The sequence below is a fragment of the Planctobacterium marinum genome, from assembly GCF_036322805.1.
Taxonomy (GTDB): domain Bacteria; phylum Pseudomonadota; class Gammaproteobacteria; order Enterobacterales; family Alteromonadaceae; genus Planctobacterium; species Planctobacterium marinum_A.
Genome location: NZ_AP027272.1, coordinates 2,918,573 through 2,944,293, shown reverse-complemented (window position 1 = coordinate 2,944,293; position 25,721 = coordinate 2,918,573). Strand labels below are relative to the sequence as shown.

Below are 25,721 nucleotides of genomic sequence, written 5' to 3'. Positions count from 1 at the left end.
GATTACAGGATGTCTGACCCTTTACCCAATCTAATTGAAGAAGTGGTATCTGCGCCGCTGACGGGAGAGAGCGATTCGGTTGCTAACATGATGTTGGAAGAAGACGCCTCTGACATTGCACTGCTATTAGAATCATTACCCGTTGAGCAGCGCCTTTCGGTTTGGAGTGAAGTGCCAAAGCACAAAAAGATTGATGTGCTGGTCGCCATGCGGGGGGATCCGCGGGAAGTACTCATTGATGCCACGGATAATGATGAGTGGTTGCAACTGTTCACTGATATGGATGCGGAAGTTCTGTTGGAGCTGGCGGATTCATTGCCTGACCGACTGGTAGAAAGCGCATTGTCAGTGATGAATAAGCAACAGCGCAAATACTTTCAGGATGCCAGCTTATTCTCTGATAATCAGATTGGTCATTGGCTAAGCCATGAAGTGTTGGTATTACCCATAAGTGCCAAGGTGCGAGATGCGTTGCGCTTGATTCGGCGCAACGTGCCTGATCTCACAGACTGTATCTTCTTGGTGAACCGTGCGGGTCATTTTACCGAAGCGGTAAAACTCACCAGGGTTTTTGGTGCGCCCGAGCACCTGCCTTTAGTGGAAATCTCAGAAGAGTACATTGATGTTGTACGGGTGGAAGACGACAGTATCAATGCATCGCGCTTAGTACAACGCTCCGGTTTCAGTGCCTTACCCGCAGTTGATAGTAACAATACGTTGTTGGGGCGGGTGGATATGGTGACTGCGTCGGAACTCGTGAATGAGAATTATGAGCGCCAGGTGATGTCATCTGCCGGTATGGATGAGGATGAAGATTTATTCGCACCAGTACGCAAAAGTGCCCAAAGTCGTGCGGTTTGGCTGGGGATTAATTTACTGACAGCGTTTCTGGCTTCGTGGTTTATTGGATTATTCGAAGCCACTTTACAGCAAGTGGTGGCATTGGCGGTACTTATGCCTGTTGTCGCCAGTATGGGGGGGATTGCAGGAAGTCAAACATTAACCCTGATTGTACGCGGTTTGGCCCTTGGACAGGTGACCAAAGGTAACCGCAATGCTTTGTTGCAAAAGGAACTTAGAGTTGGCGGACTGAATGGCATAATCTGGGCGATAGTGATTGGTATCGTGGCTTCTTTTTGGTTTACCGATCCATTGCTTGGTGTGGTCATTGCCCTTGCGATACTTTGCAATATCATTGCTGCTGCACTAGCAGGCGTATCGTTGCCAATTATTCTGGATAAACTGAAGATCGATCCGGCGCTTTCCGGCTCAGTGATCCTAACTACGGTAACGGATATCGTGGGATTTGTGGCGTTCCTGGGGTTGGGTACTTTATTTTTGTTGTGAGCTGGTTTTCATCGGAGGAAATTAAACGCTTGTTAGCACTATTGAGACAATGTAGCAGCGGCTTGATGATATGGCTGGGGGCTTTGTTGTGGCTGCAATCGGCCACCGCGATTGAGATTAAAGGGAGGGGATCCATTCCCGCTTCGGTACTGAACAACATCAATTTGCATGTTAGTGTGTTTTCTTCCGCTGAAAATTGCGTGATCAGTAATCGTTATCGAAAAAAAGTGTGGGCAGCGGTGGATACCGCCCTCAAAGCCAAAGGTTATTACAAGGCTAATATCCAAAGCCTTGAACCTGGCAGCAAAACAGACTGTGATAGCTGGTTATTAGAGGTTGAATTAGGTCCTGCCTTATTGGTCAATTCAGTTCAAATAGCACTGCTGGATCAGACCGACAATGATCCTTTGTTACGACAAATAAATAGCCGCTTTCCCTTCAAAACCGGAGACAAGTTCGACCACAAGCTCTATGAACAGTGGAAATCAGATACTACGGGAAATGCGTTGCTCAAAGGCTACTTCGACTTCAAATTTGAACGTCACGAAGTGCAGTTACGGGCAGACAAATTATCAGCGGATATCGTTCTGGAAGTCAGTATCGGGTCAAGGTACCGTTTCGGGGAACTAATAAATTTACCGGATCCCGATGACAGAGCCCTGATAATTGCTTTGCGTCCCTTTCAGCCTGGCGATGAATATGATTCTGTGGTGTTAAATCAGTTTACTGAACAGTTAAAACGCTCGGGCTATTTTACCTCAGTTTTTGTCCGGCCTTTGGTATCGCAAGCAATAGAGTTACAAGTACCCCTGGAGGTTGTTTATCAGTTCAAACCGGCCAATGAATTTAATATCGGTGGTGGCGTATCCTCAGATACCGGTCCCAGAGCGAAATTCAGCTGGCAGCGTTCTAGATTAAATAAAGCCGGACATAGTATTGAAACAGAACTGTCTGCTTCTTTTATCGAACAATCATTGGCCGCTCGCTATCGCATGCCACTGCAGGATCCGGCCCGCAATTTTATCAGCTTGCAATTGGGGTTAAAGCACACAGATGATAATGACACTCAAAGCAATATTTTAACTCTAGCAGCAAAGCGCCATTGGATTACGCAGGACGATGACTGGCAACGTATAGCGCAACTGCGCTATAACCGGGAAACCTTCACACAAGCTAACGCAGAAGAGCAGACCACGTCATTGTTACTACCGGGGATAACTTACACGCGTTTTCGCAGTCAGGGCGGGCTCACTCCATTTTGGGGAGACAAGCAGTTTCTATCTATTGAGGGAGGCAGTAAATCAATTTTAAGTGACATCGACCTGCTCAGGTTCATAGCACAAAGTCGTTGGTTGCGCAGTTTTGGCAATCATCAATGGTTTGCCAGGGCAGAGTTAGGCGCTTTGAGCAGCGACAACTTTGCTGAGGTCCCGTCTTCGTTGCGCTTTTTCGCCGGAGGAGATCAAAGTGTCAGGGGCTTTGGTTATGAAACACTGGCGCCGATCGATAAAGATGAACAGCTAACCGGTGGTAAATATTTGTACACGGTGAGTGTGGAGTATAGTTACAATTTAGTACCTGACTGGCGGCTGGCGCTGTTTGCTGATGCTGGTAACGCTGGCATGTCGCTGTTTGATGACGTGGCGACAGGTATCGGAGCTGGAGTGCACTGGATAACGCCTGTGGGACCGCTGAGAGTGTATCTCGCCAGAGGAAATAGCTCTTTGGAGTCCACCTGGCGAATTCATTTCTCGCTGGGAGCGTCGCTGTGATCAGAAAGTTTTGCATCCACTTGAAAGCATTAGCAACAGGGATTTTACTATGCCAATAAAATCCGGCTTAGGACGAATATCAAAGAATACGGCAAAAGTTTTGTTGTATTGCAGCGTGATAGTTTTGTTGGTTTTTGCTGTACTGATTTATACCTCCCTTGGGGCAAAATTTGTTGCAACTCTCGCAACCAAGGCCTATGCACCGTTGAGTATCGAAAAAGCGCACGGCGGCTTGGCTGAATCTTTGATATTTGAGCAAATTAGATTGCACGAAGCCTCGTTGAATGGGCAAGTTGAGCGTGTGCAGTTGCGCCTTGATTTGCGTTGTTTGTGGCGTTTTAAAGTGTGTGTTGAGCAGCTTATTGTTCAGGACAGCCGTTTGAATTTAGTTGCTGCTCAATCGCAGGTTTCTGATATCAGCAGTGATAATTCTACTACATCCACTTGGCCCTTTTCGCTGCCACTACCTGTGCAAGTGAAGCAACTGAAGCTCATCAGGTTTTCTGTCTCTGAAAATGACGAACCACTATTTAAGTTACAGACCTTATCCTCGTCTTTTGATTTTTATACTCTGCTTAATCTCTCTCAACTTGAGCTCGATGGCGTGCAGGTTTTTCTGCCTGTACAAGCAGCGAAAGAGCCTCTGTCTGTGGAGCAGCAACTGCAGCAACTGGCCAACATTCATTATAGCCCAATAGAACTCCCCCGATTTAATGCTCCGCTGTTATTGAAAGCAGAGGCACTCAGTATTACCGATTTTAGTCTTTATCAGGCACAAAATATTAGGTTAAAGATCCCAGAGGTAAAGCTCTCAGCTGAGCTCAATGAAAACTTTGCTGCGCTGCAATTAGTTGAACTCAATGCCTTCAATGCTCGCACAAAGGCAAGTCTTAAAATTGATGAGAATTACCAGCTTGAAATGCAGTTGCAAAGCAACGCTGAACAGGCAGAATTGCAGGTAAGCGCTAACGGCAAACCTTCAAACCTGAAGTTACAAACGAGTGTCGAAAGTCGTTACCATGAGCTGTCGTTGAAGGGCGATTTTCGATTACAAACCGACCTGACTTCGGCGCTGTTGCCCATTACTTTGAGCGGACAGGTGCACCACCTGAGAACCCCGGATACAGGCGCTATTAGCAATGCAAATTTAGCGGTGACTGGAGAGCTACAAGATTTGCAAATAAAACTCGATGGGCTTGCTACAACACCTTGGTGGTCTGATACCCACATCGATTTAACACTAACGGGCAGTCCACAACAGTTAGAGGTTAAACAGCTTGAGCTCAACTCTGTAGATGGTCGGGTCAACCTTGTGGGAAGTATTAATCCGCAGCAACATCCACAACTTTTACTTGATGTAGACGCAAAGAACATAAGTACCAAACGTTACGTCCCTACAGATATTGGTTTGATAAACCTTATCACTGATGTATCCCTGTCAATCGTTGAGTCAGATTGGCAGGTTAATAGTAAACAGCTCAATCTGGATACTATCTGGAATCAACAAACGGCCACATTAACTTCAGGTTTGCGCTATCAAAATAGCGGCCAACTGGCGTTGACGGATCTGAAAGTTGTCCTTGCGGAGAATTCAATAACAGGCAACTTACAATTCGATGAGGCTGGTAAGCTGCAAGCTAATGGAGATCTTCAGCTTGGCAATTTAACGCAGATACATCCCAAAGCAAACGGTAGCCTGCAGGCAAAATTTAACGTTGATGGCCCGTTGCAACAGCCACAAATCCTGTTTAAAGGGCAGGGCAGTCAGCTCTCCTTTGAGCAATACGGCATTGCCCAATGGCAGTCTGATATCGCTTTGGCGTGGACTTCAGAAAGTCCATTTCGCATCCAATTCTCCGCTGAGCAACTCAAAGTGGCAGACGACATCAGTTTAGATGTGAGTATTAATTCAACGGGCAACTCGGCCCGGCACGATATTGATTTTAATATTTTATCTCAGTGGTTACAGGTGGATGCAAGCCTGCAAGGAGGTTTGCAAAACGCACGCTGGAACGGACAGTTGTTAACCAGTGAAGTGACTCGTAATAACATTACCTTTCAATTGATGGAAGCGATGAGTGCTAGCCTTGATTGGCTGGAGCAGCAATATCACCTGGGAGCCGGGTGTTGGGAAAATCATTCGGCAGCCAGTTTTTGTGTTAAACAGCTAAGTTTTGAGCAAGGGCACTACAAAGGTGATTTACGGGGTCGGGATCTACCGCTTGGTCAGTGGCTTAGAGGCAGTCATTCACAACTTAAGCAATTGCAAACCGACACGGTTTTTAACTTCAGTGTTGACCTGGAGGGTAATCAACTTGGCGTAAATAGTTTGCTAGCACAAGGTGGCTTTTCCCCCGGTAATTGGCAGTTTTTAGATGAAGATCAAGAATTTTACCTGAACACTTTGGGTTTTGAGACCCGTTTCCAGCAAGGACAACTGGTGGCGAAATTGCAGTTGCAGAGCGAAACCTTAGGACAAGTACAGCTTAATTCCAGTTTGCCACTGGCCTCTGATTTCTCACAAATTGATATGCAAGAGTTACAAATGGCGGCTCAGATTTCCAGCCTGGAATTATCACCTTGGGTCTTTCTTGTGCCTCAAGTTGAAACACTAAACGGAACGATAAATGGCAATGTAAATGCACAATTTAGTCATGAAAAGTTGGCGATGTATGGCAATGTAATCCTCTCTGATGCCGCCTTAGTAAGTAAAGAGTTAGGGCTGGACATCAGTGCTTTAAGCCAGCAAGTTAGCTTTGACGGCCATGAACTGCTCACTAAAGGGCAATTTAACATGGGAGATGGCTCGGCAACACTAACTGGCAATGCGAGTTGGTTTGACGGTGGCATGGCCAGCTTAAAGATTCAGGGACAAAAATTAACTTACAATGACCATTTGATGGCGAAACTCAGCGTCTCTCCGGACCTGGATATCACACTTTCTGAAACGGAAGTGAAAGTGACAGGTATTTTGAAGGTGCCTGAAGCGGCGATAAAACTACAATCAATACCGGATTCCGCCTTGAGACCCACAGCAGACATAAGAGCACCTGACGAGTTAACGCGCACCGTAGCCAAAGGTCCGGTGATTGAGCTTGATCTGAAGTTACTACTGGATCCAGACAAAAATAAAACGGTAAATCTCGATGCTTTTGGGCTGACTACTGCGTTAACAGGCAATTTAAACATTCAGGGCAAAGGCAATGTTAGTGCAAATGGTGAAGTTTCGTTGTTAGATGGTATCTATGAAGCTTACGGTCAAAATTTGCAAATTCGACAAGGGGATCTACTTTTTAACGGCCCGTTAGAGTTTCCATCATTACAAATAGAGGCAATTCGAGAACCACAAGTGACTTCTGATGGCGTAATTGCAGGTTTGAGAGTAACCGGGCCCGCCCGACAACCTACCGTTAGTGTTTTCTCTTCCCCGGAAATGGCTCAATCTCAAGCGCTGTCTTATTTATTAACCGGTCGAGCTTTAGGGGCGAGAAGTAATGACTCGCAAGAGACGGTACTAACCAATGCGTTGATCAGTTACGGATTAAACCAATCAGAAAACGTTGTCTCTAAATTGGGCGAAAACTTCGGCATCAATGATTTAAGTTTGGGTATGGAAGGCCAGGGAGACAGTTCAAAAGTAGCGGTAAGTGGTACTATCGCACCCAACGTAAAACTAACTTATGGTGTAGGGGTATTTGATGCTGTGTCAGAAGTTGCTTTGCGTTATCAGATGTTGCCACAACTATATCTCGAAGCCGTCAGTGGCTTGTCTAATGCGCTGGATATCTTTTATGAGTTTACTTACGAGCCAGAAGAAAAAGCTGATGAGACACAATAAAGTGACTTTTGGACGGTTGTTACTGTCAACCTATACCTGACTGGGGAGATTACAGTGGAAAAATTTACCTATGGTTGGCGAAGTTGGTTATATCAATTCAGTTTGATTTTTATTGCGCTGTCCTTCCTTTCTGGTGGAGTATGGTTAACGTCAATCAATTGGCTTGGTTATGAGTGGTTTTCCAGATCAGGTAGTATTGTGGTTGTCTTGGGAGTGATTTCTGGTTTCGGTGGAATATTTCTAGAGCAAGTACTGCGCAGTAGACTGATTGTTCAGGAGCGTATCGCTTTGTTAAAGGCGCGCCGTAAGTTCAGGTCGATTAATGCTCCCGAAGAGTACGCCACAACCGAAATTTCTCGTATTGAGAAGCATTTCGATGACTTGGAGCAAGGTTTACAGCAAGCTTTGAAAATTCGTGCCGGTGCCCTGGAGTTTATTTTAGTGATTGTGGGCACATTGGTTTGGGCATTTGGTGATATTTTGATGAATAAATGGTTTTTAACATGATAAAAAAATTAGAGCGTGGAACGCAAAACGAATATTTCCGGCCAGGTGTATTGGTCTTTGCCATGATTTGTATCGCAATGATATTAGAGGGACAAGCAAAAGCAGAACCTGTCAATCCGGGCGTATTTATCGAAAAAGTGGCGAATGACACTTTTGCTGCCATCAGGCAGCTACGCAAGGAAAACAACGCTGATCCAAAAGCCTTCGAAGAGATTATTCAACAAACGCTGTTACCTCACGTAGATCACGTATACAGCGGCTTGCTGATCCTGGGTAGCAGTGCCAATTCTTCTGCAAAACAAGACATTCAAGCCTACCTTGATGTGTTTAAAGGGTATATCAAGATAACTTATGCTTCTTCTCTTAATTATTATCAGGATCAGACGGTTGTATTTGAACCCGTAAAGCACGAAAAAGACAAAGATAAGGTGGCAGTAAATGCCATCGTCAAGGATAAGGGGAAACCTGACATTCAGATGCAATTTAAGCTAAGACTGGACAAAAGTGGAGACTGGAAAGCCTACGATTTAATCGTAGAGGGCGTTAGCCTGGTGCAAAGCAAACGCGCTGAGTTTGCCCCCATAATTCGGCAACAAGGGCTTCCCGGTTTAACAGCTCTGTTGGCAAAGAAACTACAGTAGTGAGACAAAAGTACTTTGCTAGAGCAGTGGACTTTAAAGGTGTTTATTGATCGTGGCGAGCAGTTCGTTTTTATCCACGGGTTTGGATAAAACGTCGTCAAATCCGGTTTTTTGATAGAGCGCGATGTCTTCCTGCAATACATTGGCGGTTAGTGCAATAACAGGCAAGTTGGGCTTTTGTAGTTTAAAGCGCTCGCAGGCTTCAATACCATCCATCTCAGGCATTTGAATATCCATCAGGACCAAGTCAAAGCGGCGATTTATCGCCGCAATGGCTTCAATACCGTTGTCTACCAAAATAACCTCTGTGCCAGCCTCAACCAGCATACTCTCCACAATGAGTTGATTAATTTTGTTGTCTTCTGCCACCAATATTTTGGTGTTACTTGGCAGGCTGAATGCCGATTGTTCACCGTCATCGGGCTTGCTCAAGTTAATCGGCTCCAGAGGCAGTACAACACTAATGGTGGTGCCTTTGTTTGTGTCACTGACGACGGTTATCTCTCCTTGCATCAGCTCTACTAACGATTTGACATAAGCCATCCCAATGCCGGCACCTGTCGAACGTCGGGTATTGCTGTTATCACCCTGTTCAAATGGGGTAAATAGATTGGCTTTAGTGGCTTCAGTCATACCAATACCGGTATCAATGACATCAAACTGCACTTGTGTGTCTTGCTTTAAGCCAACTCTCAGGGTTACCGAACCCAGATCTGTGTATTTAATAGCGTTGTCTATCAGCTGAGTTAGCAGTTGCATTAGCCGTTCGGGGTCGCCTTGCCAGCCATCGCGTTGATGTTCGTTCTGTAAAATAAACTGCAGCCCTTTGTTGTTACAGCTGGTGCGAAACATGGCCGCCAATTCATTCAGCAAGTTGGCGAGTTGAAAGGTTTTGGATTTCAATACTAATGTGCCAGACTGCATATCGGAAAAGTCCAGTAAATCAGCTAATAAGCGAGATAACAGCTTGCTGCTGCCAATCGAATTATCCAGCGCTTTTTGTGCTTCTTCTGAAAGCGACATAGTATTAAGCAATTGCAAATTGCCCATCACGCCATGCATAGGTGTTCTGATTTCGTGAGACAAATTGGCCAGGAAACGATTCTTGGCATTCGTTGCCGCGGTTAGCGCGTTGGTGGTTTGTTGTAACTCATCCACTTTCTGTGCCAGAGACTGATGCAGGGTGTCGATTGAGGTGTCTATATGGCTGTTGTAGCGCAATAAGAATATCAATAATGTGACCAAGGAAATGGCCAGGATTAACGCCAATGCCAGCAAAAAACGCGCTTTTTGCTCCTGTCCTTTGAGCAACTTCTCTTCGGTTTGGAATTGCACGATTTCCAGCGCTTTTTCCACCCCATTTGAATATTGGGCTTTCAGGTTTTGGTATGCTGTGTTGAGTAGTAAGTCAGATGCCCGGTCGTTGTTACCTTCTCTGGCCGCGTTGAACGCGGCAGTCTCGAGCTCGATGAGTCGGTCGTTACTGGCGCTGGTATTGATGATGGCTTGCGCGATTTGTGGATCGAGTTTTGCCGCTACAATTAGCACTTCATCCAATGTGCTTGCTGCTGATTCGTAGCGTTGCCACCACTTTTCATCATTGGTGTAAGTAAACATACGAGCAGACATAGTGAGTACTTCATCGTAATAGATGATGTCGCTGGCGGCCTTGTGGATATGCTTTAGTTGTTCCTCAAGTGCATTTTTTTCTGAAATCGAAAAAAACAGTAGAGCGGCGATTAGCAGCGTAAATACACCAATTGCCGATACGAGCTTGAGCAGCAAGCTTCTGGAACGCCTGAGTTTGTTTAGTTGTACCATATTGCTGCTTTGTTGTTCCGGCTGTTCCCTTTTTATATCGTTATCATGGCTTTAAAACAGAGATAAATCTCTTAGCAATTAGTCGTAACTAAAAAAGAGTTCAATGATTGTCTCACAGAGAAAAACACTCAAGCTAACCTTGGTTTTCATCGCTGGCTTCCTCCGTTATGTATAGTGTTGCAAAGTTAACATCGTACTCCGCCAGTTTGTTCACCCGTATCATATCGTTGAGTTCGTTCATGTAGTGTACTCCACGCTCGGAATATTTCTCCAAGCCAGGTAATAAGGCCGTACCTTTAAGCTGTGCTTCACTGTCTCGAACAGATTCTCTTATTTTTCTTAACTTAGTATAGGCATCGTGTCGGTTAAGGTTAAGCAAATAGCGCTCTACGGACTCTTGTGCAGAATCAAAGGTTGCCACTTCGTGGATCTGACCAGCGCCTCTATCTCTGGGCACGAGGCCACAGCCCTCAGAAAAGCACCACTGTCCAAAAAAATTATTTCCCTCAGTGGCAAAACGTGATGTCCCCCAGGCGCTTTCATTTGCCGCCTGTGCCAGCGCCAAGGAAGGTGGGATATAGTCGATTCTTCGCAGTAAGGTTTGCCAATGGTCCTCGTTTTCATGGGAGAAGTCCTCGAGGTAATATTGTTCCGCGAGCTCTGATAAATAGCTTAGCTCTCTTGAGGAGTATTGGCTCTCGTTCATCAGGGCATAGACTCGCTCTCTCTGCTCCAGAATTTTTTGGTTCTCACTTTCTATGATTGGAGCAAAATATTGGAAAAAGACCTGTTTGCGCTCCGGGCCAGCTGCGAATGCCTTAAAGTCAGGTGGCGGTGGAGTAGTTGGACTCTTGAGGATGTACCAGGTAATTAAAGCGGCGGCAATAAGTATCAGCACTATTACGGTGCTTCGCAGCAAAGATGATTGCATTTAAGGCCCTCATTTAACTATAGTTCTCTAACTGATAGCCTTAGTTTAGCTTAACAGATCAGTTTGTTGGCTAAATCTGTCGCGCTACAACGAGTTACTGATAACCCCTCATACCACACCGCTTCGATTGTAGTGCCTCAGGTGGTTCGTTCTTCTTTTGCCAACACTTCTTCGGGGCAAGGAATGGGAACAACTTTTTGCTCTTTGTCAGCCACCTTGCCAATCACTTTCCAACGGTTTCTTGGGTTTACGATACAAGGTCGAGTCAGCACAAGGTTGTTGGGATAAATGATTGTTTCCCGGTCTTCCGTTACGATGCGGGTGTTGAACAGGTTAACATCTGCAATGTAGCCTTCCATATAATTGTCACCATCCACGATACGCACAAAATTACCTCGGCGAAACGCATTGTGGAATAGCAAAATGAAATAGGATGTGACGTTGCTTAGCAGTGACCAACTGGCGAAAAGTGCTACACCTGTTAGGGTCAGAATGGAAGTGGACAGGATCAACAAGCCACCAAAATCTACGCCCCAGACAATTAACAAAATGGCAAAGGTCACAATCCCCACCAAGAGCTTTACCGTGTGAAAGGCTTTTTTGGTGGCTTCTGCTTTTAACTTGCTCTTGTCTACGAAAAACTTGATTCTGGGCAGCGCTAAGCGGCTAACCACCAGATAAGTGACTAGTACTGCTAAACTCCAAAGCAGATTGGATAAATAGGTGGAGCTCCACTCAAGTAAACGATGAAGTAATTCATCCATGCTGTTCATTACTATTTTGCCTGTCTATTTTGATGAGTAATTCGTCCAATTTCTTTTGCAGCAACATAATTTCAAGGTCAGTTTTTAAACTAACCTGATAGTTTAGCGATGCTGCCATACGGTCTTTGGCAGCCTGTCGGTTCTGCGACATCATAATGATGGGTGCTTGCAGTGCTGCCAAAGTGGATAATACCAAATTGAGTAAAATGAAAGGGTAGGGGTCGAAGACTACCGTACCACTCAATGCTAATGCGTTGTACCCAATCCATACCAACATTACTATTAAGAACATAATAATAAAAGGCCATGAACCGCCAAATTCCGCTACCTTGTCAGAAACTTTCTGCCCAAAGGTCAATTGATCGTGAAAGCTTTGGTTCAGGTTGGTGGCAACAGTTTCTTGATTGGCAATACTTTTAATAACGTGTTGCTCAGTTTCGTTGAGCTCGCCATACGGCATTCCCATCATGGCGCGGGCGATGTTTTCAAAATACTTCATCATAGATCTTCTCCTTGAGTCAGATTAACTAGCCTGTGCCATTTGAAACTTGTCTAACGCTCGGTAATAGCACATTTTTACGGTACTAATGTTTAAATCCAAAGCACAAGCAATTTCCGGTAATTGTAAATCTTCAACAAAGCGGAAACTCAATACGTTTCGCTCTTGTACTGACAGCCGGGTGATCAGTTCACCAAAAAGACAAGGCCCTTCGTCTGTCAATGCAGGTGTATAGCTCGCTTCGTCAAACAAGTCTTCGTTGTCCTCTGTGAGATCCAATTTTGAGCGCTGCTGATAGAGACTCGCGCAGACATTTTTGGCAATTGAGTACAGCCAGTTTTTAACGCTGGCACGGCCTTCAAAATTGGCATACCCATTCAGGGCTTTTAGCATCGTCTCCTGGCATGCTTCCTGGGCATCGTCAATGTTGCGCAAATAGCGCTGACAATAACGCAAAATTGCCGGGCTGAGTTCTGTCAGTAATCGATCAAATTCTTTTTTCGCCAATTTAACAGGCTTTGAAGCAGGAACCGAATGAAGCGTGCTCTCCAACACACTGAATGTTTGCATTTTGGTATCGACCTTTGTGTTTATCTGTGGCAAACATTAGGGCGTCAATATTAAATGAAACTTAAGAAAACTAATTTTACCAACTTTTTTATGCAAGCAGTTGCTGGATTTCTCTTATCAACTTATCAATGTCTACCGGTTTTAACAGGATCCGTTGCAATGGCGTTTTTTTCTGGTCCTCATTGGAAATATCACTATCACCAGTAAGTAGTATTGCCGGTACTTCAGTGCTGAGCAGGTTTCTGATTGTTGTTACTGATTCAATACCGCATTCGCCGTACAGCAGTCTTTTATCAGCAAGAATAAGGTGGGGGACAAGGTGATTTTTATTGATATGGGCAACGGCCTTTTCGGTATTATTCGCATGAAACACGTTAAAATCAGACATTTCTAATAACGCTGTCATGGTTTCTGACAACACAGGGTCATCTTCCAGATAAAGCAGTTGGGGCTTATTATCAGAATCAACGTCAGTCTGTTGCATCAGGTCTCTACCGTGTTTTGCTTGTGGCGTAGTTTGCCTGGTGCAGGTGGTAATAGCAAGCAATTAGGTTGTTTAAAGTGGCAAGGATATTTGCACCTTTAAACCGCCACTTTTGGCGTCCAGCAATTGCAGGTCACCTCCGTGTAACTGGACCACTTTGTTTACAATAGCCAAACCTAATCCAGTGCCTTTTTGCTTATTAGAAGAGGACTTCTGGAAGGGCACAATGACATGATGTTTATCTTTATCACTTAACCCCGGGCCGTTGTCTTCAAACACCAGCTGTAAGGTGTCTGATGCAGCGCTTAACGTTATAGCAATTTTACCTTTTTCCGGGCTGTGCTCGATGGCGTTGTAGAGCAAGTTTTCAATAGCCGCCATCATTTGGTCTCTGTGCAAAAAGATTTTAGGCACCTGTATTTCTGCAAAATTTGTACTGATCTCAAGCTGTTTATTGCTTATCAGTGAGGCGGTTTTCAGCAATTGTGCTTGTAATAACTCGGTGATATCTATCCGGGTGTTTTCGGCGTGATTTCGGCGTCGGGAAAGTCGTGAATAGACAAGTAACTGCTCCACCAGTCGGGTGCTTCTGTCAACCGCAGAGATAATGTTTTCTAATGCACGCGCTTTCAGCTCCGATTTATCAGTGCGTTGGGCTACTTGTGCTTGCAGACGCAAACCTGCAAGTGGCGTCCGCAATTCATGGGAGGCATCGGCGCTAAAGTTTTGCTCCTGTAGCAACCGCTCGGTTTCCATTGCCAAATGCTCATTGATCTCGGCCACCAGTTCGCGATAGGGGCCTGCTGTAACGTCAATGCTGAGCGCGTCTTGTTTGCCTTGGTTTATTTGTTTTAGTTGCGCTTGAATTTCGTGTAGCTGCGCTTGATATTGAGCATGGCGGTATTCGTCGAAGCATAACCAGGTGAGAAGCAGCACGCCTGAGCCAGCTAAAAAAGTTAAAATTAGTGCTGCTACGCCTTGCTGTTGCACTGCGAAAATGACACTGCCTGACAAAATGATTAGCAACACCACAAAGGCAGCGCTGCGAAATTTGGGTATAGCACTTATTCGCATCATTCTATAACGTAGCCTACATTGCGAATTGTCTTAATCAGATCTTTCCCCAGTTTTTTACGAATGCCATGCATGTGAACTTCGATGGTATTACTCTCAATCTCCATATTCCATCCATACAACTTGTCTTCGATTTGCGCTTTGGAAATGATACGACCTTGATTTTCCATGAGTACTCTTAAAATGGCGAATTCTCGCGGACCCAGTTTGATGTTCTCGCCATCTCGCGTGACTGCAAGCTTGGATGGGTCCATTACAATATCACCTGCCTCTATTACAGGGGTGCTGCGTCCCAATGCACGGCGATGTAGTGCCCGCACTCTGGCCCGCAGTTCATCCAGATCAAAAGGTTTTACCAGATAATCGTCGGCACCGGCGTCCAGGCCTTTGATTTTATCTGATAGCTCATCATAAGCGGTGAGAATGATAACGGGTAGGGAGCTTTTTTCTCGTCTGAGTTTACGCAGAATATCGAGGCCCGAACCATCAGGTAAGCCTAAATCCAGGATCATTAGATCGTAGTTGTTAGTGGCTAAAGCAGCGTTCGCCGTTTTCAGGTTTTCCACCCAATCCACCGCGTATTCATCCATTTGCAGGCCCATCACAAGGCCATCACCGATGATGCTGTCGTCTTCTACAATCAGTATTCGCATTTGTTACTTACGTTTTTTGTCACTATTGATAAAGGCTACGCTAAAAAGATTAAATCAAGATTAAGGCAAGCAATCAGGTTGTACAAACAAAAAAGCCGCACAGAGTGCGGCTTTTAAATGGGATTAGCATTACGCTGTGAAGGTACTGCTATTTAAAAACTTTTTGATTTTGGCCATAGCGGCAGTTTCAATCTGTCGGACTCGCTCAGCACTGATACCATAACGCTGTGCCAGATCTTCCAGTTTTAGCTGCGCATCTTCGTGATGTAACCAGCGAGACTCAATGATATCTCGACTGCGTTCATCCAGTACTTTTAACGCCGCGCTTAATTGCGCGGTCTGAGCTTTTTGCGCCAGTTGCTCACCATGTACTTTTTCTGGAGCCTGACTGGCATCTGACAGCAGGGCACTGGTTATCGTAGATGGATCGTACTCATCTTGGTTTTGCTCGCCCGTGGTATTCTCAAAGTATACATCGCTCAATTGCAAGTTGGTTTCCACCATGCGCACTTCGGACTCATTCACTCCTAACTCTTTGGCGACGTTACTTACTTCGTCTTCCGTTAACCACGCCAGTTTGGATTTGAATTTGCGTAAACCAAAAAATAGCTTTTTAGTGGCCTTGGTGGTGGCCACTTTTACCATGCGCCAGTTTTTAAGCACATAGTCGTGAATTTCAGATTTAATCCAGTAAACGGCAAAAGACGCCAGACGCACGTCATAAGACATATCGAAGCGTTTGACTGATTTCATCAATCCGACATTACCTTCTTGCACTATGTCTTCCATTGGCAAACCGTAGCCGCGGTAACTGTTAGCAATATGCACCACGAAACGCAAATGCGACAAAATAAGTTGCTTCGCTGCATCGAGGTCGTCTTCAACTTTGAAACGCGTCAACAACTCTTTTTCCTGCGCTTCATCTAACATAGGAATTGAACGTGCATAATTAACAAACGCCTGGTAACTGCTGACCTGGCTAAGTTGTTTTGACTCATTTGTTAATGCTGTGATGTCCATTAAATATCCTCGTTAAATTGACTATCAAACCGGTATTTTCGTCCGTTACATACTTAGATAGTGTTGCAGCAAACTAATTCAATAGTTTTTTTAATTTTTTTAATAGGCCATTTCGTTTTTGTAATCTTGTCTGCGAAAGTCCCATTTTGACAGCTCTTGCCCGGAGGCGGCACCGGGTAAAATGTGGTGTAGGGCGTGCTCGGTGATTTGTTGTTGCAACCCTTGTGCTCTGTCTGTGGGGCAGAAGATACAGACAGTTAGCTCTATATAGCCAAACCGGCTGGTTTCAATATTCACGATGGGATCGGTTTCGATAAATTCAGTTTCGAGGTGACGCTCGATCAGATCTTTATAACGTAAAGCCACATCGCGGAAAGGCGCACATAATTCGCGAGCGAAGCGTTTAATTTCTGGTAGCTGCAGTAATACGCTTTGCAGCGGTTCAAAGGTTAGGGTGAAGTTGTGCATATTATAACGGCGCATAAAGTTCATGTTGCGCAGTTGCTTTGATACCAACTGATTATTAGGTACGTAGACGGTTTTTCCCGTGTAGGTAAGGGATTCGGGATCAACCTCCAGTAGTGTCACCTTGATCCAATCAATGGCATAGACTTCACCGGTGGTGCTGTTGTCGATTTGGATCCAGTCTGCCACTCTGAAAGGGCGAGTGAAGATGTAGTACAGAAAACCCAACAAGCATTGTAAAAACTCTCGCGTGGCTAAGACAATCGCCACCATAAAGGCGGCAACCGATATTGCCAGGTTTTGTACCTCACTGGACCATACAAGGACGAGTGCCGCAAACATAATACCGTGACTCAATTGTTTAACGATATTGATGGCGTGTCGGTAATCTTTGCCTTTCTTTTGGCCCTTTTTGTGCAATTTACGCAAGGCCAGTTTGCGCACTGCGACAAGCACAGTAATAAGAATAAGCGTAATTATGGATTTAAATAGCAAGTCGGATTGCAACAGCTGTTCAATACCGAGATCGGTCATGCGACTCCTTGATTAGATAGATTCGGTTTGTAGTTTTTCTTGCGTTTCTTGCTTGACGGTTTTCATTGCCGTTCGCAGTGTTGCTGGCAAATCTGCGTCTTTTAAAGCTTGAATGGCATCTTTGGAAGTAGATTTGGATTGCACAGCAGATTGACGCAATTCGGCGAAGCTTTGCTGCGAGTTTTGTGCCACTGATATGGCCCCCCAAGCGGCTTGCAAAACGCTATTGCGGGCTTCTTTTTCTGATAGACCTTGTTCTATCGCTATTTGCTGCATTTGCTCCAGCACATAATATAGATACGCAGATGAACTACCAGAGGTGGCCTCTACATCAGCCAGTTGCATTTCCTCTTGCACCCACAGGGTTTCGCCTAAACTCGCCATTAAACTTTCGGCTGTTCGGGTGTCCTTGAACAGGCAATCGGGATCGGCATACAAGCCAGTCATGCCTCGTCGCAATGTTACGGCAAGGTTAGGCACCGCGCATATGATCCGGTTACTGCCACACAGCATTTCACGCAATCGCGCATGGGCGACGCCTTCGGCCAGTGAAATCACCAGTTTTTGCTGTTGTGTTTCCAGCATAGCTTCGGCGATCTCCGTGCATATGAGTGGCACTTTCTCAGGTTTAACCGCAATGATGACAACATCGGCAAAGCGAGTTGCCAGACTGTTATCACCTGTTGCGAGCACCTGATGTTCCTCAATAAACTGTTTCTGGCCTTGAGTTGAGGGCGTACAGACCAATATTTTTTTCGCACTACACCCTGCGGCCAACAGGCCGCAAACCATAGCTTGAGTGATGTGCCCACCGCCAATAAAGGCGATGCTGAGGTCTGTATCACGGAACATAACTGAGCTCAAATCTGATTAGGCTCGAATTTGGCCGTCGCCGTTTACCAGATATTTTTCTGTGGTCAGGGCTTCCAGCCCCATCGGGCCATAGGCGTGCAACTTAGTGGTTGCGATACCGATTTCGGCACCCAAGCCCAATTGGCCACCATCAGAAAAGCGCGAACTGGCATTAACCATTACCACTGAAGCGTCTACTATTTTCTGGAATAACGCCGCGTTGTTTTCGTTTTGAGTACAGATAACCTCAGTGTGTTTACTGCCGAATTTATCAATGTGAGCGATTGCCATATCAATATCGTCCACAATGCGAATAGCAATTTCCTTTGCCAGATACTCTTGACCAAACCCTTCTTCCGATATGCGCTCTACGCCATCCAGATGCTCAAAATAACGATAACTCTTATCGCAAGCATGCACCTTAATATGATTCACACCACAGTGTAATTGCAACTGGGGTAAGACCTCTTCCGCGATGTTCTTATGCACAAGCAATCCTTCAAGGGCATTACATACGCCTGGACGCTGGATTTTACCGTTCAGAAATAGCGCCACTGCCTTTTCTATTTCGGCAGACTCGTCGATAAACAGATGGCATACCCCTTTGTAATGCTGGATAACCGGAACACGACTGTTTTCCGTTACAAAGCGGATTAAACCCTCACCACCACGTGGGATAATAACGTCCAGTAGTTCATCTTGCTGTATCAGCTCCAACATTAACTTGCGATCCGGATCGGTGATCAGCTTGATGGCATCGGCGGGCAAGCCGTTAGAAATCAACATGCTTTGCATCGCTGTTACTATGGCAAAGCTGGTTTTAATTGCCTCTTTACCACAGCGCAGCACGATGGCGTTGCCTGATTTAAAACACAGTGCGGAGGCTTCCGCCGCCACGTTAGGGCGCGCTTCATAAATCATACCGATAACGCCAAGAGGAACCCGTACCTTATTAATCTTAAGGCCGTTCTCGTGCTCGTTGATCAAGCGCAACTTGCCTACAGGATCTTCCAGATGAGCAACTTCTTCGATACTTTTAACAATACCCATCAGTCGCTCATGATCCAGTGCCAACCTGTCCATCATGGCATCGGATAAGCCTTGTTCTTTGGCGGCTTCGAGATCGCGTTTGTTTTCTTCCAGAATTTTCTCTCCATTCTGCTCTACGGCAAATGCCATCATTAACAATACTTTATTCTTCTGCTCTGTCGTCAGAGCTACCAGGCTTTTCGCTGCCGCTGCTGTTTTCTGTAATTCTTCTCTAATATTCATCATTATTCCTCCAGTAAAGTCATTTCCTTTCTGTTCAGTACCTGACCGAACTCATTATTTTGATTGCCTCTGAATTCGGCACTGTTGTCAGTGTTCACCAGAAACTGCAATAAGCAGCTGCCGCTTTCTGCTTTGGCTTTGGCGATGCGCTCACCTTGTTCATTTTTTACAATGATGGTGTCGCCCGCGGTAAACTCTCCGTTAACGTCGACGATGTCACGGTAGTCCAGTTGAAAATTACCCTGTTCAGCATCAGCCGCAGCTTCTTCAGAAACCACCAATTCACCGCGCGCTTTGGTGCCATAGGTAAGCCAGTGCTGTTTCTTGTCCAGCGGCGATGTCGCCGGGTGGAACATGGTTCCCGGATTGGTACCTTGTAACAGCTCATTGAAGCCGTTCTCGTCATAGCCATTCATAATTATGGTTGGGATCCCGCGCCGGGTGGCTTTACGAGCCGCTTCCAGTTTGGTACGCATACCACCTGTGCCAACGCCACTACCAGCGCCGCCGGCGATTTGCATTAATTCCGGTGAGATTTTGTGTACATCTTTGATCAGCGTTGCATCAGGATTATTGCGCGGATCTGCGTCGTACAGGCCAGTTACATCGGAACAAATGATCAATGCATCCGCCGCAACAGCAGAAGCCACCATCGCAGATAGATTGTCGTTATCACCCACTTTCGATAAGTCTGTTGTAATGGCATCGTTTTCGTTGACGATAGGCAAAATGTCATTATTCAACAGGTTTTCGATGGTTTCCCGGATACTCAGAAAACGCTCGTGCTGCTGAAAGTCATATTGCGTTAGCAACAGCTGAGCAGTGGGAAAATCGAACAGCTTGTTCCAGGCTTCCATCATTTCTGTTTGGCCAGCCGCTGCCATTGCCTTTTTCAGGGTGACATTGCCACACTTGTCCGGGGTATCGGAAAACAGGGAGCGGCCTGCTGCCACTGAACCTGAAGACACCAATACCACTTTTGTGTCCATCAAATGACAGCGCACAATAAAGTTAGCGATAGATAATAAGTAGCGCGAGCTACAGCCATTGCCTTCAGGAGCGATCAGGGAACTGCCCACCTTAATGACTATTCGGTTTTTGTTGGAAATTCTCATGTTAACTCCTCAGTGATTCCGCGCTTCCAGTAGCGAAACCGTCGTGTGAAAATCGTTAATTAAATCTTGTTTGGGTGCGGCGCTGAGTTTACTCACCACCACAATTGCAATAGTTGAAGCAATAAATCCGGGTACAATTTCATAAATCAGGCCTGAGAGATTTACGCCGATCACGCTCTCAGGGAGGGAGATCCAAAGTAGTACTGTGGCAGCACCCGTAATAATGCCGGCAAGCGCACCCGCTCTGGTCATGTTTGGCCAGTACAGTGACAGCAATACAAGTGGTCCAAACGCAGCACCAAATCCTGCCCATGCATTACCCACCAGACCTAGAACACTACTGTCAGGGTTTAAGGCCAGCATTGTGGCAACAACTGCAACGGCAAGTACCGCCAGGCGACTGAACATCACACCCTGTTTTTCATCAGGGGTTTTGCTACTGAAAATTTTGTATACGTCTTCAGTGAGCGAGCTAGAAGACACCAACAATTGCGATGAAATCGTACTCATGATGGCGGCTAATATAGCCGACAGCAAAAAACCACTGATAAATGGATGAAACAGAATTTCTGAAAAGCGAATGAAGATGGTTTCCGGGTCAGCCAATTGCAAACCAAACTTTTGCACGTAAGCGATTCCCACAAAACCCGTTGCCACGGCACCCAACAATGACACAAACATCCAGCTGATGCCGAAACGTGTTGCTTGACCGATATCCACCACATTGCGAATCGCCATAAAGCGCACCAATATATGGGGTTGACCGAAATAACCTAAGCCCCATGCCAGGCTAGACAGTAACGCCAGCTGACCGACATCCTGAAGCAGGCCATTTTCCTGCGCTATCCACTGTGTCGTTGAATCGGCCATAACACCCCAATCATTGAACTGCATGGCAGCCACAATGGGGACGGCGATTAACGCCACAAACATTATGCTGCCCTGTACGAAGTCGGTCATACTGACTGCTAGAAAACCGCCTAATAAGGTGTACAAAACCACGATACTGATAGTCGTCAACACACCCGCGTAGTGGGGTAGGCCAAAGACACTTTCGAACAATTTACCGCCAGCAACTAATCCGGCTGATGTATACAGGGTAAAGAAAATAATGGCGATGAGAGCCGTAGTAAGGCGCAGCGCGCCTTTCTTCTCGCCAAAGCGCTTGGCGAAAAAATCCGGCAAGGTGACGGCATCGTCAGCCACTTCTGTGTAGATGCGCAATCTGGGCGCCACCAAAATATAGTTTAACAAGGCACCACACAGCAGTCCGATGGCAATCCAGATGGTTTCGAAACCTAATAAGAACATTGCACCGGGCAACCCCATTAACATCCAACCACTCATATCTGAGGCGCCAGCTGATAATGCAGTTACCTTTGGTCCGACATTGCGGCCACCTAAAATGTAACCTTTAACATCACCTGTAGAGTGTTTGTAACCGTAGATGCCAATACCTAGCATAACAGCTGCATAACAAGCTAAGGCGAATAAAAGATAGGGGTCCATGACCTTTCTCTCCAGTTTAATAAAAAATATCAATTCTAATGATTAGTATACAAATTATGTGCCGAGATTTGAAATAACTAAAAAAGCCGGGTTATGCTTTTGTGTTGGCGGTTGTATAAATATTTAAGGGGGTGGAGACGGAAGGGGTTGTATTTAATTTACTTTTTTAAAAGGTACAGTTCAAATTAAGTTGCTATAAATATTGATAAATAAATATGAATACGACTTAATTCACAGACGCTGGAAACCGATCTTGCTGACGGTTCAATTTCTCCAGCAATTGATCGTGCTTCAGTTGCAGTTGTGCCGTAATATCTGACAGTACGTAACGCAACAGTTTGTCTTCCTGAGCTTGGGTTAGCTTGCGCAGCAGCGCCAGAAATTCGCGTAGGCGTTTGTTACTGTCCATGACCCAGGCCGTAGTGGGCAGTTGTGATAACTGTGACTGTTGCTCTTTATAAGCACTTTCCACCTTGCACAATGCATCATTGTTTTGCTCGCTGAGCTTTAAACGGTTAGATTGAAACGGGAGTAAAGATTCAACCGCTTCGCGCATCACGGAGTTAAACGCCTGCATGTGTGTACGCAGCATATAAGTTGAAGCGTGCGCTGCGGCATTTGAATAAAAAGAGCTCAAATGCTTGCAGACCTCTTGCAGACGCTGCACGAATATATATTCAGCTTTATTGGAAATTGATTCATTCATATTGATTTGCCCGGACTAAAAAACAAGGTTACTGATTTTAATAATCAAACATCAGGCCAATTTTTATCATCGTCAGGTGGGCTTTACTGATGCTTTTGTGGGCACTTTTAGGGGGGAGCAGGAATTAATTACAGGAGTAACCTGTAAAAATTACAAAGTGAGCGTTATTTAGTCGAACTTTATTACTAAATCAACGTATCATAAAAAAAGAAGTGTTTGGGTTTAGCCAACAGGCAACTAAATCTAAAACTTTGCGCCGATAAACGAATATGGAAGAAGGCTTTTTTGGTATCCGAATGAAAACAGATCCCTTATTACGACCCAAATTGATGTACAACGTGGGCGACTCTGTGTTTGCTCAGCAGCTTATACAATCGCCGGAGTTTAAAGCCTTTATTCAAGTAAAAGTGGATGCTGATAGCGATTGGGTTGAGCAACTTAAAAGTGATGAATATCAGGTGGTTGTGCTGGATATTGAATCGCAACATGTTCAGAACGAAGAGTTGCACACTTGTCTGGCAGAACGCCTGTTCGAAAATACCGAATTTATTTTTTTAAGCCACGGGTTACCTAACCCGGTTATCGATGAATTGATGACGCAGGGCGCGGGTTATCATTTTCGCGAACCAATTGAACTGGAGGCGATCACTGATTGTCTGGCTGATATGGCCGAGGAATTTGCTGAAGACATCGAAAATCACGCTCAGACCCGCACCAGTGACCTGGACCAATTTGGATTGCTGGCGGGTTCCTCCAAGATTATGCGCAAGCTGTACCGCACTATCCGTAAAGTCGCTAAAAATGATATCAACGTTTTTATTACCGGAGAGAGTGGTTCAGGTAAGGAACTTGTGGCCAACACCATTCATCTTTTTAGCGAAGTCAGTGATGGGCCGTTCGTGGCGGTAAACTGTGGCGCAATTAGTCCTGAACTGGTGGATAGTGAGTTATTTGGTCATGTGAAAGGGGCTTTCACCGGAGCTGTGAAAGATCACCAAGGCGTGTTCGAACAGGCACAGGGCGGCACGTTATTTTTAGACGAAGTCACTGAGATGCCGTTGGAGCACCAGGTGAAGTTATTGCGAGTATTGGAGTCGGGTGAGTATCGGCCAGTGGGGGCAACTCAGTTAAAACACGCCAATGTCAGAGTGATTGCCGCCAGCAATCGCGATCCGCTACAGGCCATTGAAGAAGAAGTGTTTCGCGAAGATTTGTTTTATCGTCTTGCGCAGTTTCCCATTGCCGTTCCACCTTTGCGCCTGCGCGACAAAGACATCACCGGCTTGGCCAAACACTTCCTGGCGTATCGCAACAGCCATGAGATGACCAATAAACAAATCAGCCCAGAGGCACTGCAAAAAATTGCCAGTTACAGTTGGCCTGGTAATGTTCGAGAGCTCAAACATACCATCGAGCGAGCCTTCATTTTGTGCAGTGAAACTATTGAGCCTCAGTACATTGTTTTGCAACAAGAGCAGAGCAACGCCGGTCATTGGGATGGTCAGGTACCCACTGGCATGGCCTTAGAAGAGCTTGAGAAACAAGCGATTCTCAATACCCTCGATGACAATGACGGCAACAAAACCGAAACGGCTGAGCAGCTTGGGGTAAGTGTAAAAACCTTGTACAACAAGCTTGAGAAGTATCAAAAGGACGAGGATTAGCTGGGCGTTTTGGATAAGTTGGAATTTAGTTTTTTGGTAAATCTGATCCTACGGACACAGTGTAGGCTGGATTTTAGTCTTAAGAATCCCAATATCTTTTTTGACTTCAATGTAGCCTGACAAACGCCATCCATGGCTTTTCTGAACCAAATCCCTTTGGTCCACATACCATATATGGACCCTCTCCGATTGCAAGACACTATATTGCGTGATTAACATGATTCAGTGCGGCCATATATTCGGCTTTTTTGTTAGAGTATTTTTACTCTATAGCCCTGATGGAATTTCGCATCCGACGTTCAAATCATTTCTACGGCTTCAGGAGCCTTTGGTATGTGCTGATTTAAGCCGGATGGTTATGAACCGTTAACCATCAATATTGTTGTCTTAAGCAATTTCCAGAGTAGAGTTATTCACTGTTATCTGTCGATTTTATACTTGTTTATTGCGTGATTTAATCAGCCTCTGCATAACGATAATTCTGCTCATTGTTCAGCATTGCCCAAGCCATTCGCGCCATTTTGTTAGCTAGCGCCACACAGGCTTTGTTAAAACTCATCCTTGTCAAACATTGTGTGCTCCAAAGACTGATCTTGTCCTCTTTTTTACTGGCATGCCTGAGCGACGCTCTTGCACCGTTGATTAACTGGGTGCGCATATAGGTATTCCCCCGTTTGGTTATCCCCAACAATCTGGGCTTATCACCGGTACTGTGTTGCCCTGGCACTAACCCGAGCCACGCAGCTAAATGTCTGCCGCTGTCAAAACCTTCGCCTTTGCCAATAGCCGCAAACATAGCCGTTGCAATGACAGGTCCAACGCCTGTCATTGTCAGCAACCTCTGACATACTGCGTTTTCTTTGGCGATAATGGCAATTTGCTTATCAACTCGTTTTATTCTGGATTCCAACTCATTAAGTTCTATCCACATATAGTGAAATTCGTCTATGGCCAATTGGCTTAACTCGCTTGTGTCATCATTCAGAACATCTGCCATTCCCTGAGTCAGCTGACTTAAGCCTTTTGGGAAAACAATGCCATACTCGGCCAGTAATCCCCTGACCTGATTGCTCAGTGCTGTACGCTGTCTAATGAGCCTTTCTCGTACGCGGTGTACTAACTGAATATCCTGTTGAGCTTCCGATTTTACAGGCACAAAGCGCATATCCTCTCTCATTGCCGCTTCGGCGATGGCAATAGCATCGTTGTAGTCACTCTTATTACCTTTACGAAAAGGTGCCACATGTTGCGGTGGGACAGCTTTTACTTCATGCCCACATTCACTAATCTTCCGGCACCAATAGTGACTCGCTCCACAAGCTTCCATGGCGACTACAACATCCTGTTGGTAAGCAAAGAAGTGCATTACCTGATGGCGTTTCAACTTCTTCTTTTTAAGAATCCGTCCACAGGTGTTTTTAAACACCAGATGAAAAACAGACTTGGCAGTATCTAACCCGATTGTTATTTTATTCATGTGACCCTCTTCTCTTGATAGTTTTTCGCAACTCTATCCTGGCACATTGTGATGCCTTTGGAGAGGAGAGGGTCCATACCATTATTTGTGAAATACATCCTTGTATTTCCCTGAAGACAGCTAAAGCTGTCCAAATTCATTCCCGATGAATTTGTCTTTTTGCTAAAAAGAAACCGTATGCGAAAGAAAAAGGCTCCCCGCATTAC

The 25,721-nt window shown here is 45.4% G+C and carries 22 protein-coding genes; 6 read left to right on the top strand and 16 right to left on the bottom strand.

The annotated features are described in order from the left end of the window. The first annotated feature begins 9 nt into the window (after nucleotides 1-9). The 5 genes from AABA75_RS13165 to AABA75_RS13145 are packed head-to-tail and all read left to right on the top strand — an operon-like array spanning nucleotide 10 to nucleotide 8,105. Nucleotides 10-1,347 carry a magnesium transporter gene (locus AABA75_RS13165; RefSeq protein ID WP_338293069.1) on the top strand — a complete coding sequence of 446 codons (1,338 nt, stop codon included), beginning with the start codon at nucleotides 10-12 and terminating at the stop codon, nucleotides 1,345-1,347. Continuing rightward, nucleotides 1,344-3,119 (top strand): autotransporter assembly complex family protein, encoded by a 1,776-nt coding sequence (locus tag AABA75_RS13160; RefSeq protein WP_338293068.1) that lies wholly within the window; start codon nucleotides 1,344-1,346, stop codon nucleotides 3,117-3,119. The genes AABA75_RS13165 and AABA75_RS13160 overlap by 4 nt, the downstream gene beginning before the upstream one ends. A 49-nt stretch (nucleotides 3,120-3,168) precedes the next feature. Further along, nucleotides 3,169-6,957 carry a translocation/assembly module TamB domain-containing protein gene (locus AABA75_RS13155; protein WP_338293067.1) on the top strand — a complete coding sequence of 1,263 codons (3,789 nt, stop codon included), beginning with the start codon at nucleotides 3,169-3,171 and terminating at the stop codon, nucleotides 6,955-6,957. 54 nt (nucleotides 6,958-7,011) lie between these two features. Continuing rightward, nucleotides 7,012-7,464, top strand: coding sequence for a hypothetical protein (locus tag AABA75_RS13150; protein WP_338293066.1), 453 nt, complete (start codon nucleotides 7,012-7,014; stop codon nucleotides 7,462-7,464). Further along, entirely contained in the window at nucleotides 7,461-8,105 is a 645-nt protein-coding gene (locus AABA75_RS13145) for an MlaC/ttg2D family ABC transporter substrate-binding protein (protein ID WP_338293065.1), read from the top strand. The genes AABA75_RS13150 and AABA75_RS13145 overlap by 4 nt, the downstream gene beginning before the upstream one ends. Nucleotides 8,106-8,138: 33 nt before the next feature. On the opposite strand, the gene AABA75_RS13140 is transcribed toward AABA75_RS13145, so the two are convergent. The 15 genes from AABA75_RS13140 to AABA75_RS13070 all read right to left on the bottom strand — a co-directional run bounded on the left by AABA75_RS13140 (nucleotide 8,139) and on the right by AABA75_RS13070 (nucleotide 22,374). Next, a complete protein-coding gene (locus tag AABA75_RS13140; RefSeq protein WP_338293064.1) occupies nucleotides 8,139-9,926 on the bottom strand; it encodes an ATP-binding protein in 1,788 nt (595 codons plus the stop codon). 133 nt (nucleotides 9,927-10,059) lie between these two features. Continuing rightward, nucleotides 10,060-10,857, bottom strand: coding sequence for a glucosaminidase domain-containing protein (locus AABA75_RS13135; protein ID WP_338293063.1), 798 nt, complete (start codon nucleotides 10,855-10,857; stop codon nucleotides 10,060-10,062). A 137-nt stretch (nucleotides 10,858-10,994) separates the two neighbouring features. Further along, a complete protein-coding gene (locus tag AABA75_RS13130; RefSeq protein ID WP_338293062.1) occupies nucleotides 10,995-11,630 on the bottom strand; it encodes a mechanosensitive ion channel family protein in 636 nt (211 codons plus the stop codon). Beyond that, the gene (locus tag AABA75_RS13125) at nucleotides 11,614-12,123 is read right to left on the bottom strand and encodes a DUF1003 domain-containing protein (RefSeq protein ID WP_338293061.1); all 510 of its coding nucleotides are present in this window, start codon (nucleotides 12,121-12,123) and stop codon (nucleotides 11,614-11,616) included. The genes AABA75_RS13130 and AABA75_RS13125 overlap by 17 nt, the downstream gene beginning before the upstream one ends. Nucleotides 12,124-12,144: 21 nt before the next feature. Further along, nucleotides 12,145-12,690: an RNA polymerase sigma factor gene (locus AABA75_RS13120; protein WP_338293060.1), complete on the bottom strand. Its 546-nt coding sequence runs from the start codon at nucleotides 12,688-12,690 to the stop codon at nucleotides 12,145-12,147. An 88-nt stretch (nucleotides 12,691-12,778) separates the two neighbouring features. Continuing rightward, nucleotides 12,779-13,174 carry a response regulator gene (locus tag AABA75_RS13115; protein WP_338293059.1) on the bottom strand — a complete coding sequence of 132 codons (396 nt, stop codon included), beginning with the start codon at nucleotides 13,172-13,174 and terminating at the stop codon, nucleotides 12,779-12,781. Between the two features lie 72 nt (nucleotides 13,175-13,246). Beyond that, nucleotides 13,247-14,251: a sensor histidine kinase gene (locus tag AABA75_RS13110; RefSeq protein ID WP_338293058.1), complete on the bottom strand. Its 1,005-nt coding sequence runs from the start codon at nucleotides 14,249-14,251 to the stop codon at nucleotides 13,247-13,249. Next, nucleotides 14,248-14,901: a response regulator gene (locus AABA75_RS13105; RefSeq protein ID WP_338293057.1), complete on the bottom strand. Its 654-nt coding sequence runs from the start codon at nucleotides 14,899-14,901 to the stop codon at nucleotides 14,248-14,250. The genes AABA75_RS13110 and AABA75_RS13105 overlap by 4 nt, the downstream gene beginning before the upstream one ends. A gap of 129 nt (nucleotides 14,902-15,030) precedes the next feature. Then, entirely contained in the window at nucleotides 15,031-15,921 is an 891-nt protein-coding gene (gene rpoH / locus AABA75_RS13100) for an RNA polymerase sigma factor RpoH (RefSeq protein ID WP_338293056.1), read from the bottom strand. Between the two features lie 99 nt (nucleotides 15,922-16,020). Next, a complete protein-coding gene (locus tag AABA75_RS13095; RefSeq protein ID WP_338293055.1) occupies nucleotides 16,021-16,920 on the bottom strand; it encodes a mechanosensitive ion channel family protein in 900 nt (299 codons plus the stop codon). A gap of 12 nt (nucleotides 16,921-16,932) precedes the next feature. After that, nucleotides 16,933-17,772 carry a pyrroline-5-carboxylate reductase family protein gene (locus tag AABA75_RS13090; RefSeq protein WP_338293054.1) on the bottom strand — a complete coding sequence of 280 codons (840 nt, stop codon included), beginning with the start codon at nucleotides 17,770-17,772 and terminating at the stop codon, nucleotides 16,933-16,935. Between the two features lie 18 nt (nucleotides 17,773-17,790). Next, nucleotides 17,791-19,047 (bottom strand): glutamate-5-semialdehyde dehydrogenase, encoded by a 1,257-nt coding sequence (locus AABA75_RS13085; protein ID WP_425325578.1) that lies wholly within the window; start codon nucleotides 19,045-19,047, stop codon nucleotides 17,791-17,793. Next, complete coding sequence (proB, locus tag AABA75_RS13080) at nucleotides 19,047-20,159, bottom strand: glutamate 5-kinase (protein WP_338293053.1); 1,113 nt, start codon at nucleotides 20,157-20,159, stop codon at nucleotides 19,047-19,049. Before proB ends, AABA75_RS13085 begins: the two co-directional genes overlap by 1 nt. Before the next feature lie 9 nt (nucleotides 20,160-20,168). Beyond that, complete coding sequence (putP, locus tag AABA75_RS13075) at nucleotides 20,169-21,668, bottom strand: sodium/proline symporter PutP (RefSeq protein WP_338293052.1); 1,500 nt, start codon at nucleotides 21,666-21,668, stop codon at nucleotides 20,169-20,171. A 226-nt stretch (nucleotides 21,669-21,894) separates the two neighbouring features. Further along, nucleotides 21,895-22,374 (bottom strand): hypothetical protein, encoded by a 480-nt coding sequence (locus AABA75_RS13070; protein WP_338293051.1) that lies wholly within the window; start codon nucleotides 22,372-22,374, stop codon nucleotides 21,895-21,897. A 296-nt stretch (nucleotides 22,375-22,670) separates the two neighbouring features. On the opposite strand from AABA75_RS13070, the gene AABA75_RS13065 reads away from it, so the two are divergent. Next, entirely contained in the window at nucleotides 22,671-24,038 is a 1,368-nt protein-coding gene (locus tag AABA75_RS13065) for a sigma-54 dependent transcriptional regulator (RefSeq protein ID WP_338293050.1), read from the top strand. A 454-nt stretch (nucleotides 24,039-24,492) separates the two neighbouring features. Here AABA75_RS13065 and AABA75_RS13060 read toward each other — a convergent pair whose 3' ends face one another. Further along, on the bottom strand, nucleotides 24,493-25,515 hold the full coding sequence (locus AABA75_RS13060; RefSeq protein WP_338293049.1) for an IS110 family transposase: 1,023 nt from the start codon (nucleotides 25,513-25,515) through the stop codon (nucleotides 24,493-24,495). Between the last annotated feature and the right edge of the window lie 206 nt (nucleotides 25,516-25,721).

Coding starts and splice junctions, on each gene's coding strand:
- AABA75_RS13165 (WP_338293069.1), top strand. CDS start 10: ATGTCTGACCCTTTACCCAATCTAATTGAAGAAGTGGTATCTGCGCCG.
- AABA75_RS13155 (WP_338293067.1), top strand. CDS start 3,169: ATGCCAATAAAATCCGGCTTAGGACGAATATCAAAGAATACGGCAAAA.
- AABA75_RS13145 (WP_338293065.1), top strand. CDS start 7,461: ATGATAAAAAAATTAGAGCGTGGAACGCAAAACGAATATTTCCGGCCA.
- AABA75_RS13140 (WP_338293064.1), bottom strand. CDS start 9,926: ATGGTACAACTAAACAAACTCAGGCGTTCCAGAAGCTTGCTGCTCAAG.
- AABA75_RS13135 (WP_338293063.1), bottom strand. CDS start 10,857: ATGCAATCATCTTTGCTGCGAAGCACCGTAATAGTGCTGATACTTATT.
- AABA75_RS13130 (WP_338293062.1), bottom strand. CDS start 11,630: ATGAACAGCATGGATGAATTACTTCATCGTTTACTTGAGTGGAGCTCC.
- AABA75_RS13125 (WP_338293061.1), bottom strand. CDS start 12,123: ATGATGAAGTATTTTGAAAACATCGCCCGCGCCATGATGGGAATGCCG.
- AABA75_RS13120 (WP_338293060.1), bottom strand. CDS start 12,690: ATGCAAACATTCAGTGTGTTGGAGAGCACGCTTCATTCGGTTCCTGCT.
- AABA75_RS13115 (WP_338293059.1), bottom strand. CDS start 13,174: ATGCAACAGACTGACGTTGATTCTGATAATAAGCCCCAACTGCTTTAT.
- AABA75_RS13110 (WP_338293058.1), bottom strand. CDS start 14,251: ATGATGCGAATAAGTGCTATACCCAAATTTCGCAGCGCTGCCTTTGTG.
- AABA75_RS13105 (WP_338293057.1), bottom strand. CDS start 14,901: ATGCGAATACTGATTGTAGAAGACGACAGCATCATCGGTGATGGCCTT.
- rpoH (WP_338293056.1), bottom strand. CDS start 15,921: ATGGACATCACAGCATTAACAAATGAGTCAAAACAACTTAGCCAGGTC.
- AABA75_RS13095 (WP_338293055.1), bottom strand. CDS start 16,920: ATGACCGATCTCGGTATTGAACAGCTGTTGCAATCCGACTTGCTATTT.
- AABA75_RS13090 (WP_338293054.1), bottom strand. CDS start 17,772: ATGTTCCGTGATACAGACCTCAGCATCGCCTTTATTGGCGGTGGGCAC.
- AABA75_RS13085 (WP_425325578.1), bottom strand. CDS start 19,047: ATGATGAATATTAGAGAAGAATTACAGAAAACAGCAGCGGCAGCGAAA.
- proB (WP_338293053.1), bottom strand. CDS start 20,159: ATGAGAATTTCCAACAAAAACCGAATAGTCATTAAGGTGGGCAGTTCC.
- putP (WP_338293052.1), bottom strand. CDS start 21,668: ATGGACCCCTATCTTTTATTCGCCTTAGCTTGTTATGCAGCTGTTATG.
- AABA75_RS13070 (WP_338293051.1), bottom strand. CDS start 22,374: ATGAATGAATCAATTTCCAATAAAGCTGAATATATATTCGTGCAGCGT.
- AABA75_RS13065 (WP_338293050.1), top strand. CDS start 22,671: ATGAAAACAGATCCCTTATTACGACCCAAATTGATGTACAACGTGGGC.
- AABA75_RS13060 (WP_338293049.1), bottom strand. CDS start 25,515: ATGAATAAAATAACAATCGGGTTAGATACTGCCAAGTCTGTTTTTCAT.